10 protein-coding genes are annotated in these 12248 nt (G+C 65.0%); 3 read left to right on the top strand and 7 right to left on the bottom strand.

The annotated features are described in order from the left end of the window. Positions 1 to 197: 197 nt before the first annotated feature. Positions 198 to 1460, bottom strand: coding sequence for an allantoate amidohydrolase (locus J8I26_RS22360; RefSeq protein ID WP_209609396.1), 1263 nt, complete (start codon positions 1458 to 1460; stop codon positions 198 to 200). A 156-nt stretch (positions 1461 to 1616) separates the two neighbouring features. On the opposite strand from J8I26_RS22360, the gene dctA reads away from it, so the two are divergent. The 3 genes from dctA (at position 1617) to J8I26_RS22345 (ending at position 5786) form a co-directional block, all read left to right on the top strand. Beyond that, complete coding sequence (dctA, locus tag J8I26_RS22355) at positions 1617 to 2948, top strand: C4-dicarboxylate transporter DctA (RefSeq protein ID WP_209609394.1); 1332 nt, start codon at positions 1617 to 1619, stop codon at positions 2946 to 2948. Positions 2949 to 3045: 97 nt separating this feature from the next. Further along, on the top strand, positions 3046 to 3732 hold the full coding sequence (locus J8I26_RS22350) for a GntR family transcriptional regulator (protein ID WP_209609392.1): 687 nt from the start codon (positions 3046 to 3048) through the stop codon (positions 3730 to 3732). Positions 3733 to 3986: 254 nt separating this feature from the next. After that, positions 3987 to 5786 carry a methyl-accepting chemotaxis protein gene (locus J8I26_RS22345; protein ID WP_209609390.1) on the top strand — a complete coding sequence of 600 codons (1800 nt, stop codon included), beginning with the start codon at positions 3987 to 3989 and terminating at the stop codon, positions 5784 to 5786. A 98-nt stretch (positions 5787 to 5884) separates the two neighbouring features. Here J8I26_RS22345 and J8I26_RS22340 read toward each other — a convergent pair whose 3' ends face one another. The 6 genes from J8I26_RS22340 to J8I26_RS22315 form a co-directional block, all read right to left on the bottom strand. Then, positions 5885 to 6166, bottom strand: a complete 282-nt coding sequence (locus tag J8I26_RS22340) for a hypothetical protein (protein ID WP_209609388.1) — start codon at positions 6164 to 6166, stop codon at positions 5885 to 5887. After that, positions 6163 to 7743, bottom strand: coding sequence for a PepSY-associated TM helix domain-containing protein (locus J8I26_RS22335; RefSeq protein ID WP_245200473.1), 1581 nt, complete (start codon positions 7741 to 7743; stop codon positions 6163 to 6165). Before J8I26_RS22335 ends, J8I26_RS22340 begins: the two co-directional genes overlap by 4 nt. Before the next feature lie 85 nt (positions 7744 to 7828). After that, on the bottom strand, positions 7829 to 10336 hold the full coding sequence (locus J8I26_RS22330) for a TonB-dependent receptor (RefSeq protein WP_245200472.1): 2508 nt from the start codon (positions 10334 to 10336) through the stop codon (positions 7829 to 7831). Between the two features lie 88 nt (positions 10337 to 10424). Continuing rightward, positions 10425 to 11456, bottom strand: coding sequence for a FecR domain-containing protein (locus J8I26_RS22325; protein WP_209609384.1), 1032 nt, complete (start codon positions 11454 to 11456; stop codon positions 10425 to 10427). Beyond that, positions 11456 to 11974, bottom strand: a complete 519-nt coding sequence (locus tag J8I26_RS22320) for a sigma-70 family RNA polymerase sigma factor (protein ID WP_209609382.1) — start codon at positions 11972 to 11974, stop codon at positions 11456 to 11458. Before J8I26_RS22320 ends, J8I26_RS22325 begins: the two co-directional genes overlap by 1 nt. Before the next feature lie 193 nt (positions 11975 to 12167). Then, positions 12168 to 12236: a hypothetical protein gene (locus J8I26_RS22315; RefSeq protein WP_348635356.1), complete on the bottom strand. Its 69-nt coding sequence runs from the start codon at positions 12234 to 12236 to the stop codon at positions 12168 to 12170. Between the last annotated feature and the right edge of the window lie 12 nt (positions 12237 to 12248).

Raw genomic sequence — 12248 nt, 5'->3', positions numbered from 1 at the left:
GTGCTTTCGATGTAGTCGCGGCTTTGCTTCAACGCGGCGCGCGAGGAGTCGGCCAGCGCCACTTTCAGGTAGGGCGCTCGCGATACGTTGACGACCTGCTGCGCGGTGAGGTTGAAGCCGTCGATGGTGATGGTTTGCATGGGTTCCTTTCTGTCTTCTGAATTTTTCTGAACGGTTCTCTTGCGCGGCCTGCCGCGTCAGCGCTTGAAATGCTCGACGAAGCTGCTGAACACCTGAGCGGCGACGGCGGCGTCCTGCTCGGTCATGGTTTCGTCCGGATGGTGGCTGATGCCGCCATTGCCGCAGCGGACGAACAGCATCGCTACCTCGGCGATGGCGGCGATGGCCATGGCGTCGTGGCCGGCGCCGGAGGGCAAGTGGCGCACGGGCCAGCCGCCGGCCTCGATCGCTTGCGCCAGTCCGTCCTGCAGTCGAGGCGCACAGGGCACGCTGGACGCCTCGTGGGTCTTGCGCAGCTCGATCTCGACCTTGCGGCGCGCGGCGATGCGGTCGATTTCGGCCACGATATCGGACACCGCCGAGGTCCGGTCGGCGTCTTGCTCGGCGCGCACGTCGATGGAAAAGCCGGCGTTGCCCGGCACCACGTTGGCCGCGCCGTTTGCGACTTCCAGGATGCCCATGGTGCCGACCAGCCCGGGCTTCACGCTGCAGCGGCGCTCGATGAACAGGCCGATCTCGGCCGCGGCCATCGCCGCGTCACGCCGCATGTGCATGGGCACGGTGCCGGCGTGACCGGCCAGGCCACGCACCTCGGCCATGAAGCGGGTGGCCCCGGAAATGGCGGTGACCACGCCCACCGGCAAGCCCTCGTTCAACAACAGCGGCCCCTGTTCGATATGCACCTCGACGAAGGCGGCAATCGACTCGCGCGGCCATGCCGCGGCGGCAATGGCGGCGTCATCGAAGCCGGCGGCGCGCAGCGCTTCCCGCATGCTCACTCCGTCGGTATCGCGGTTCTCCAGCACCGCCTGGTCGAAGGTGCCGGCGATGGCCCGGCTGCCCAGCAGGGTCGCTTTGAAGCGCACGCCCTCTTCTTCCGAAAAGCCGATCACGTCGATGGGAAAAGCGAAGCGCTTGCCCTGGCGATTCCATTCGGCAATGCACGCCAGCGGCAACAGGATGCCCAGGTTGCCGTCGTACTTGCCGCCATTGCGCACAGTGTCGAAGTGCGACCCGGTGACCAGGGCAGGCGCGTCTGCTGCGCCCGCCGTTGCCGGGTCGGCCTCGTAGCGGCCGATGACATTGCCGGCATGATCCCGACGCACCGTCATGCCGGCTTGCAGCATCCACGCCATCAACTGCTGCGCCGCCGCCTGATGCACCGGCGTCAGATAAGTGCGGGTCAGCATGCCGGGCGCTTCGCTATGCAGGGCCAGCTTTTCGGCCCACTGCATGGTCTGCCGGCCGCAACGCAAAAATTGCTCTGGAACATCTTTCATTGCCGTCTCCTTCACTAAGTCGTTTGGATGAATCAGTGTTGTATATTTTTATTGTATTCAAAAATTGTATGCAATATAGTGAACTTGTTCCAGCGCATAAGAAAAAAATCCTCAAGCGTTGCAACACCCTTAAGAAAACAACATCAGGAGACAGTGGTGAGCAAACTATTCAAGTCCTTGTTCGGGCAGGTGGTACTTGCCCTCATTGGCGGCATCGTGATCGGGCTCTTGTGGCCTGAATTCGGCCAAAGCCTCAAGCCGCTCGGCGACGGCTTCATCAAGCTGATCAAGATGATCATTCCGGTCATCGTGTTTTGCGTCGTGGTGCAAGGCATCTGCGGCGCTCGCGACCTGAAGAAGGTCGGCAGCGTCGGCGTGAAGTCCATCATCTATTTCGAAGCTGTCACCACCATCGCCCTGTTGCTGGGCCTGGTTCTGGCGCTGGTCTTCCAGCCGGGCGCCGGGATGAACATCGATCCCACCAGCCTTGACGGCAGCAGCCTGGGCAGCTACGTGGCGAACGCCGGCAAAGTGAAGGAAGCCGGCTTCGCCGAATTCGTGATGAAGCTGATTCCCGCCACCGCGGTGAGCGCCTTCACCTCGGGCGATGTTTTGCAGGTGCTGCTGGTCTCGGTCACCTTCGGCTGCGCGCTGCTGCTGATCGGCGACAAGGGCGCCCCGGTGGTGACGCTGGTTTCCTCGCTGTCGGATGCCTTCTTCAAGTGCATGTCGTTCTTCATCCGCCTGGCCCCGCTGGGGGTGCTGGGCGCGATTGCCTTCACGGTCGGCAAGTACGGCGTGGGCTCGCTCAAGCAGCTGGCCTTGCTGGTGCTGCTGTTCTACGGCGCGGTGATCTTCTTCGTGCTGGTGGTGCTTGGCGGCATCCTGCGCTGCTCGGGGCTGAGCATCTTCAAGCTGATTCGTTACCTGCGCGAAGAGCTGGTCGTGGTGCTGGCGACCACCGCCTCGGATAGCGTACTGCCGCAGATCATGAAAAAACTGGAGAACATGGGGATCAAGAAGTCGACCGTGGGCCTGGTGATCCCAACCGGCTACTCGTTCAACCTTGATGCATTCTCGATCTACCTGACCATGGCGGCGCTGTTCATCGCCCAGGCGACCAACACGCCGCTGGCCATGGGCGATCTGGCGGCGATCCTGGCGATCGCGCTGGTGACCTCCAAGGGCGCGCACGGGGTGCCGGGCTCGGCCATCGTCATCCTGGCCGCAACGCTGACCACCATCCCTGCGATCCCCGTGGTCGGCCTGGTGCTGGTGCTGTCGATCGACTGGTTCATCGGCATCGGACGCGCACTGGGCAACCTGCTGGGCAACTGCGTGGCCACCGTCGTCATCGCCAGCTGGGAGAAAGACATCGACAAGGCGCGCGCCCGCGCGGTGCTCAACGGTGAATACGTCGAGCCGCTGATCGTGACGCCGGAGCCGGCCGGCGTCATGGCCTCGCTGACCCCGCAGGCAAAGGGATAAGCGATATATGGGCACGGAAATGGATGCGGCGCGCGCCAGTGGTTACAATTGGCAGAGACGCCAGCCCGGCCCCACGACCAACCGCCACGCCATTTCCATGACCGATTCAGTGCCTGCCCCAGACAGCTCCGAGGCCATCGCGCGCGACATCGCCGCCAACATCGCCGAACAACGCCTGCCGCCGGGGGCCAAGCTGCCCGAAGAAGCGCTGGCGCGGGTCTACCAGGTCAGCCGCACCAAGATCCGCTCGGCCCTGGTCATGCTGGCCAAGGACAAGCTGGTCGACCTGGTTCCCGACAAGGGCGCCTTCGTCAGCAAGCCCACGGAAGAAGAGACGCGCAACATCTTCTTCGTGCGCCGTACGCTGGAGGTGGCGATGGTCAGGGAGTTCGTGGCGCGCGCCACGCCTGCGGACTATGCGCGGCTGGAGGCGCACTTGCAGGCCGAGCAGCAAGCCATCAGCGACAACAACATGCAGGTGCGCTCCACGCTGTTGAGCGATTTCCATATCCTGCTGGCGAGGATCGTGGGCAATGACGTGCTGACCGACATTCTGGAAAAGCTGGCCGGCCGCAGCGCACTGATCACGATGCTTTACCAATCCACGCGGGATGCCACCTGCTCGACCGAAGAGCATCGCGAATTCATCGTCGCCGCCCGCACTGGCGACGTCGAGCGCGCCGTGGAGTTGATGGAACACCATCTGCTGCATGTGGAAAAGGCCCTGATGTTCGAACCGCCCGCGGGACCGCGCAAAGACCTGCTGCGCGAGCTGCTGCTGTAACGACCGGCGCAACGAAAATGTATCCGGCAAACCAGGCCCGGCCCAAGCCTTGCATGGTTTGCAACAAAACAAAAATCAACGAAAGAATCGCCAACCAATTCCATCCCCCCCCACTTCCAATCACCTGGCATCTGAAGGTGAAATCCGGACTTATTCCTCGATTGCCCGGCGCATTCGAGCAGCGACACTACTGGAAAATGAGCCGCAAGATCAAAGCGGCCTGAAGCGCAGCGCATCACCATTTGGGAGGGAACATGTTCAGCACCATCAAGGCCCGTATTCTTTTCTTCACCATCGTCTTGTTGCTGGCCAGCCTGGCCATCGTCGGGACGGTCTCATTCTTCATCATCAAAATCGACAACGACCGGGCGATTGACCGCAACGCCCGCACCGTCGCCAACGGCTTCGCCTCGGCCATCAACGAATGGGTGGCGGCCAAGGCGGCCATGACGACTGCGGCTGCCGATGGTGTGCTCGGCGCCGATCCGGTGTTCGTCATCAAGCAGCTGCAAAAGAGCGGCGACTTCTACGTCACCACTTTCGGCAAGGAAGACAAGAGCGCATTCACCTCCAGCGCCGATGGCCTTCCGCCCGGGTATGACCCCACCGGACGCGCCTGGTACCTGCAATCGGTCAAGGCCGGCAAACCGGTCGTCACCAAACCCTATACCGACGTCGCCACCAAGAAGCCCATGGTGTCATTTACCGCGCAAGTCCAGCAAAACGGCGCGCGCGTTGGCGTGGTTGCCGCAGCGGTATTCCTGGATGGCGTCAGCAACGTGGTGCGCGCCATCCATCCCACGCCGGCCAGCTTCGCCTTCCTGGTGGATCGCGACGGCCTGATGCTCGCCCATCCGGATGCGCAATGGGTCAACAAGCCGGCCAAGGAATGGAATGCCGACCTGAGCGCAGAGCGGCTCAACGCGCTGTCCGGCGATGATCATTCGGTCGAGATGGAGCTTGCCGGCGCGCCCAAGCTGATTCAACCCGTTCCCATCAAGGGCACCGAGTGGACCCTGATCCTGGCAATGGACAAGGCAGACGCCAACGCCGGCATGCGCAACGCGATGCGCTCGGCCATCATCGCCCTGGTGATCGTCGCGGTAGTGGCCGCCGGCATCATGAGCATCATCACGACGGCCGTGTTCATGCGGCTGTCGCGCGTTCGCAAGGCCATGGACAGCGTCAGCTCCGGCAATGGTGACCTGACCTTGCGCTTGCCCGAAGACGGCAGCGACGAGGTCAGCCAGATTTCCCGTTCGTTCAACCAGTTCGTCAGCCAGATCACGGTCATCCTGCTGGACGTCCGCCGCAGCAGCGACACCGTGAAAATATCGTCGGCGGAGATCGCCACGGGCAATCAGGATCTGTCGGCGCGCACCGAACAACAGGCCGGCTCGCTGGAAGAGACCGCGTCGGCGATGGAGCAGCTCACCTCCACCGTGCAGCAGAACACCGATAGCGCCAAGCGCGCCAACGAGCTGGCAACCGCCGCCTCCAATATCGCCGCCGAAGGTGGCGAGGTCGTCGGCAACGTGGTGGCCACGATGGAAGCCATCAATAGTTCGTCACGACAGATCGCGGACATCATCAGCGTGATCGACGGCATCGCCTTCCAGACCAACATCCTGGCGCTCAACGCGGCAGTGGAAGCAGCGCGGGCCGGCGAGCAGGGACGCGGCTTCGCCGTGGTGGCCTCCGAGGTCCGCAGCCTGGCCCAGCGCAGCGCGCAGGCCGCCAAGGAAATCAAGATCCTCATCGACACCTCGGTCAGCAAGGTCGCCGACGGCGGCGTGCTGGTCGCCAAGGCGGGGCAGACGATGGACCAGATCGTCACCAGCATCCGTGACGTCAACGTCATCGTCAGCGAGATCGCCAATGCCAGCATCGAACAGAGCACCGGCATCAACGAGGTCAATCTCGCCATCACCCATATCGACGAAGGCACCCAGCAGAACGCGGCCCTGGTGGAACAAGCTGCCGCTGCGGCGCAGTCGCTGCAGGATGAGGCGGCGCGCTTGTCCATGCTGGTGGGCGGCTTCAAGTTGCGCTAGGCGCGGTAGATGTGGCGGCCTGCATCACTCCACGCAAAAAAAGCCCGGCGCATGCCGGGCTTTTTTCATGTGCGTGTGCAGCGTCCGCTGCAATGTGACTAACTGAACCAAAGCAGAAGCAACAAGCCAATTCCTGCGACAACGAGTCCCCCCATTACGACCAGGCTACGGGTAGCGAAGGCCCACAGCGCCGCCGCCAGATAGGCGATAAAACTCAGCAGGGATCCGGCCAAGACGCCCTCCGCGCGCGACCAGCCGCAACACCACGGCATGGCGAACGCCAAGGCGATGCCCGCCAGCGAGGCCAGGGCGTAGCCGCCCACGCTTGCCGCCAGCAGGCGCAACACGATGCCCCCCGCGCTGCGACGGCGCGCGCTCATGCCGTCCTGCCCTCGGCCGCAGGCGCGCGTCCCAAGCGGCGCCACACCAGCAACGCGGCTGCGCCGATGGCCAGCGCGCACAGCTCAACGCCTGCGCGTTGCCAGTCTTGCCGCGCCAGATACCCGGGCAGGTGCTGCCCGGTGGTAATCCAGTTCAACAGCGGCAAACCCAGGCACAGTGCTGCCAGCAGCGCAACCTGCTCACGCCATGCGCGCGCGACGGGGCGCAAAGCGGCGTGCAGCAGGCAGGCCAGCCAGACGGCGAAGTAGGCCTGGATTTCCAGCGCGGGACGATCAGGCGCCTGGGCCGGGATCAGCCGGTTGGCGTAGAAGAAGCCGATGCTCGCCACGCAGGCGCCGGCGATGAAGGTGAGGTTCAGGATGTCAATCAGGCGATATACCTGCGGCGTGGCGCGGCCGAATTCATGCAGGCTCTTCTGGCGCCGCTTGATTGCAAACAGCTGCAAGCCGGTGGCGATCATCGCGGTGCCGATCAGCCCGCTCAGGAAATACAGCCACTTCATGCCCCAGCCGCCGAAACCGGCCACGTGCAGTTGTTCCAGCACCGGATGCACGTGGCGGGCGGAGAAGTGTTCCGGCGCGCCGGAGCGGACCGCTTCAACGATGCGCGGCCCGGCCTGCTCGAACACCACCAGGCCGGCCTCGCCATGGATGGCGCCGGTGTCGGCACTGTCGGGCTTGTCGCCCATCATGCGCACCACCATGTCCGGCCGCCCCGGCCGCGCGATGAAGATGCGCCGCACCGCGTCGCCGGTCAGCGCTTCGGCGCGATCGCGCAACGGTCCGATGTTCGGCAGGGTGACGACCGCCGCGGCCAGCGGCGAGGCCATGGCGCCCTCTCCCTCCTTGAGCTCGGACTGGAACGACTGGTAAGCCCCCGCCGCATCGCCATAGACCGCGCGCAACGGCAGCGGCATGTAGCTGCTGTAGAAGTAACTCAGCCCGGTGTAGACGATCATCAGGAGAAACGGCAGCGTCAGCACCGCGCCGGCATTATGCGCGTCCAGCCAGGAGCGCTGCCCCTTGCCGGGACGGAAGGTAAAGAAATCCTTGAAGATGCGCTTGTGCACCACGATGCCGGACACCAGCGCCACCAGGGCGCACATCGCGATCCAGCCGACCAGCCAGAAGCCGGCCATGCCTGCATGCAGCATGTAGTGGAAACTCATGAAATGACGCCCGCCTTCGGTCTGGCGTCCCCACGGCACGGGCAGCGCGCTGCCGTCTGCGGGATCGGCCGCGACCTGCATGGCGCGCCCGCCGGCGTCGCGCCATGACAGCATCAGCGCCTCCCCCGCGGTGTCCGGCAGCGTCAGGCTCCAGGCCTTGGCCGACGCAGCATGCCGGCCGAGATAGTCCAACGCATTGGCCAGCGCGGCATTGCTCACGCCGGCGTCAGCCTGTGCGCCAAGGCGCGCGCCGGAGGCTGGCAACACGGGCGCGGCCTGCATCCAGAGCGTGATCGGCGCGCGAAACACGGACAGGGTGCCGGCCAGGAAGATGGCGCACAGCAGCCAGCCGCAAGTCAGGCCGCACCAGGTGTGCAACCACGCCATGCGTTGCCGGAATCCCTCGCCGCTGTCTGCCGCGCGCGAAGCCGGACTTGCCCCTGAAGGCATCGGAGACGGCATGGACCTGCGCTCAGAAATTGCCGCGCAGGGTCAGCGTGGCCGCGCGCGGTTCGCCAAAGTAGTTGCCGCGCGACAGCCCGCCCACCATCGCGTAGTAACGCTTGTCGAACAGGTTGGTGATGTTCAGCGCCGCAGTCCAGTGCTTGCTGATGCGGTAGGAAGTGTTGAAGTCCCACACCGCGCGGCCGCCTTCGCTGGTGGTGGTCGTGGTGTCTTCATCCGACGGGAAGGAATAGCCGGTCTGCGCCGACACGCCGCCGCCCACCGACCACGCGCTCAACTCGCCCGGCAAGCGGTAGTTGGTGGAGGCGCGCAGCAGGTGATGCGGGGTCTCGCCGCTGATGCTCTGGCCCTGGTCATCGCGCGTGACCAGGAAGGTGTAGCCGGCGGCGACGTTCCAGCCGCGCGCCAACTCGCCGCTGATCTCGGTTTCAAAGCCCTTGCTGCGGTAGGTGCTGCCGTTGATATAGCAATCGGTCGAGGCCAGCGAGTTGGGGCAGTTGCCGAGATTGGCGACGTCGACCACGGCCATGTTGGCCTTGCGTACGCTGAACACGGCGGCCGAGAAGTTCAGGCGGCCGTTGTCCAGTTCGCCCTTGATGCCGGCCTCGACGTTGGAGCCCACCGCCGGCTTGAGCGCGGCGCCGCCGACAGTCTGGTAGCTGCTCTGCGGCTGGAAGGTCTTGGTGTAGCTGGTGTAGACCGACCATTGCTTGTTCAGGTCGTAGACCAGGCCGGCGTAGGGCGTGAATTCGGCGTCCTGCTTGTAGTCGCTGGTGGTCTTGCGGGTGAGGCGGCTGACCTCCTGGTACTTGAGCCAGCTGAAGCGGCCGCCCAGCAGCAGATGCAGCGGCTGCGCCAGCTGCAGGCGCGCGCTGCCGTATACGCCGTAGCGGTCGTCGTGGGCATCGGTATCGGCCGACCACGCCGGCGCGGTGGTCGGCTCGGCGATGGCGTAGTAGTTGGGATTGTTGATGTTGATGGGCGAATTGACGCTGACGTTGGCCGTCTGCGAATGGAGCTTCAAGCGCGCCGCGCTGGCGCCGACCATGACCTGGTGCGTGCCGCCCAGCGCCTTGAAGCTGCCGGACAGGTTGGCGTCCACGCCGTCGCTGATCACGCCTAGCTGCTTGTAGTAGATCGTGTAGAAGCGCGATCCCGACAGCGTCACCGGATCGACCGCGCCGCGCGGCAATGCCGCCCGCTGGTACAGCGTGCCTTCGGTGTGGTTGAGCGTGATCTTGGCTTTCCAGTCGGCGTCGATCTTGTGTTCGAGGTCGGCGAAGAATTCATTGACGTTGGCGGTGTTGCGGTTCCAGTCCTGCACCAGCGAGGTCGAGCGCGACACGTCCAGCGCATTGCCGTTGGAATAGCGCGGCAGGCCGAAGATCCAGTGCCCGTCGACGGTGTTTTCCTGATGACGGAAACCGAGCGCCAGCTTGGTGTCGCGCGCCAGGTCGGCTTCCAGGATGCCGTACACCAGCGGCTCGCGGGAGTGGGTGACGTCGTAGAAATACTTGCGATCCTGATAGGCCGCCACCACCCGACCGCGCAGCGTGCCCTCGGCGTTGATCGGCCCGCCGGCGTCGACCTCGGTGCGGTAGTTGTTCCAAGAGCCGACGCTGGCGGTGACATCGAAGTGCCGTTCCGCGCGCGGACGCTTGCGCACCAGGTTCACCGCGCCGCTGGGATCGGCCGCGCTGACCAGCAGGCCGGAAGCGCCGCGCAGGATTTCGACGCGGTCGTAGATCGCCATGTCCATCGGGAACCAGCCGGTCGGGTCATAGGCCGTTCCCGGCACGCCGTCCTGCAGGTAGTTGGTGTTGTTGATGGCGAAGCCGCGGATGACGAAGGTGTGCGATCCGAAATTGCGCTGGGTGCGGGTGAAGCCGGTCGCCTGCGCCAGCACCTGGTCCAGCTGCACCATGTTCTGGTCGTCCATCTGCTGGCGCGTCACCACGGTGACCGATTGCGGCGTCTCGCGGATGGACTGGTTCATCTTGCCCATGCTCAGCGCGCGGGTGGTATAGGAGCCGCTCTGGTCGGTGACTGCGGTGCGCTCGGCGTCGGCGTTGACCGTCACCGCCGGCAGCGCCTGGCCGGACTCGGGCGCCGGCGCGGCCGCCTTGCGCAAGGTGTAGGCGCCGCCGCTGCCGCGCACCACCACCAGGTCCTGTCCCTTGAGGATTTCCGCGAAGCCCTGGTCGACGGTGAAGCTGCCCTTCAGGCCCGCGCTGTTCCTGCCGGCCGTCAGCGCGCCGTCGACCGCCAGCTCCACCCCTGCCAGCGCGGCGAAACGGTTCAGCGTCTGGTCCAGCGACGCCGGCGGCAGCTGCGCCTCCACCAGTGCGGCCGATGCCGCCTGCGCCCGGGCCTCGCCCGGCGGCAGGGTGGCGGCGAGCGCGCCCGCCAGGCTCATGCAGACCAGCGCACGCGCAGCCGAGGCTGCCGTGCTGCCGATGGACGATGCTGTGTATTTGCCGCGCTGCTGGCGTGCGGACTTGGCTCCCTTGGTCATGCCTTTCCTGCCCTTTCGATCGAGATGTTGTAATGGTCTTCATTCCCTTTCCGCACCAGGAAGAGAAAACCTCAATCGAAAGGAAAATTTATTTTTGCCCCGGCCGGGAGATCACGCTGACCCAGTAGCGAGTGCGATAGCTGAGCTGCACGGGCAGGCCCAGCGTGAGGTTGGACAAGGCGCGGTCGGTGTCGCGCAGGGAGAACACGCCGCTGACTTTCAGGCCGGCAACATCCGGGGCGCAGCGCAGGACGCCGTGACGATAGCGTCCCAGCTCGGCAATGAAGTCGGACAGGGGCATCTGCTCGGCCAGCAACAGTCCCTGCGACCAGTTGCCGACGCCCTCCTCGATCCGCTCTGCGGTATCGGCAGCGGCGTCTGCGGCGAAGTCGGCCTGGTAACCGGCGTCGACGCGCAACACCGCGCCGGCGCGGCGCGGCCGCACCTCCACCGCGCCCTGCATGACGGCCACGCTGGATGAATCTTCACGCTGGCGCACCACGAAGCGCGTGCCCAGCGCCAGCACCTCGCCATCGCGCCCCGCCACCGTGAAAGGCCGGTGCGGGGTGGCGCTGTCGGGCGCGGTGCTGATCATGATTTCGCCGAAGCGGAGCTTGATGCGCCTTGCCGTGTCCGTGTAGACGATGTCGACGGCGCTGTTGGTGTTGAGCACCAGGCGCGTGCCGTCGGGCAGCATCACGTCACGAATCTCGCCCACGCCGCTGGCATAGTCGGCTGCCAGCCCCTGCCAGGCCTCGCTGCGCCGGCCGAGCTCGGCGGCGCCGCCGGTGAGCAGCATCAGGCCGAGCGCCTTCAGGGTCTTGCGACGCATCAGCCGCAGCTTTTCCGGCGCGGCCTTGAGCGCTTGGCGTCCGGCGGGATCGGGCAAGGATGTGAATTTCTGGCCGAGCGCCTGCATGCGCTGCCACGCCAGCTCATGCTCGTAGCGCTGGTTGCGCCATTGGCTGCAGGCGGCGGCATCTTCGGGCGTGGCGTCATCGGCCCACAGCCGCGCCATCCAGTTCGCCGCCTGGCGCACGATGTCGGGATCCAGCGGGGTAGGCGCAGCAGGAGCCGTGGCCGGAACGGCGTCAACAGTGGCCAGCGAATCAGGGCGCATCAGACCGGGGCGCCTGTGTGCAACACGCCGTAGCACGCCAGCAAGGCGGCGGCGATGTACTTCTCCACCGAAGAGACGGACACGCCGAGCGCGAGCGCCGCCTCGCGATAGCTCAGGCCATCCACCTTGCACAACAGAAAGGCTTGGCGCGCCTTCGGCGCCAGGCCGAACAGGATACGGTCGAGCTCGACCAGCGCCTCGATGGCCAGCAAACGGGTTTCCTCGGAAGGGGCCTCGACAGCGGGCAAAGTGGTCAGTGCGTCCAGGTAAGCGCTTTCGATACTGCGCCGGCGGAACAGGTCGATCATCAGACCCTTGGCGATCTGCACCAGGTAGCGACGGGCGTCAGCCGCAGCCGGGCGACTGTCCTGGCGCAGGATGCGCAAGTAGGTGTCGTGGGCCAGGTCGGCGGCATCCCAGGCGTTGCCCAGTTTGGTGCGCAACCATCCCTGCAGCCAGCCGCAATTTTCCTGGTATAGCCGGTCGATGGGCTCCCCTGAATTGTTCACTGTGGACATGTCGCCGCGACGCCCGCCTGATCGTTGAGATATTGATAATAATTCTCAATTATAGTTGTAAAGCCGGTGGCGCTGCAAAGTGAGTCACGCCGGCTGAAGCCGCCCATGGCTTGCCACACGGAAAAACCGGATGCAAAAAAGCCCGCAGCTGCGGGCTTTTTCTTTTCCTGCTTTGGCGCGGAAAGCTGTTGTCTTAATAGGTCAGCGTGACGGTAACGGTATCCGAATAAGCGCCGGCCAGCGGAGTCTGCGAGGCCGGGATCTGGCCGTAGAC

Origin of the sequence: Herbaspirillum sp. LeCh32-8 (genome assembly GCF_017814915.1) — a bacterium.
Lineage (GTDB): Bacteria > Pseudomonadota > Gammaproteobacteria > Burkholderiales > Burkholderiaceae_D > Herbaspirillum.
This window is presented reverse-complemented; position numbering and strand designations above follow the sequence as displayed.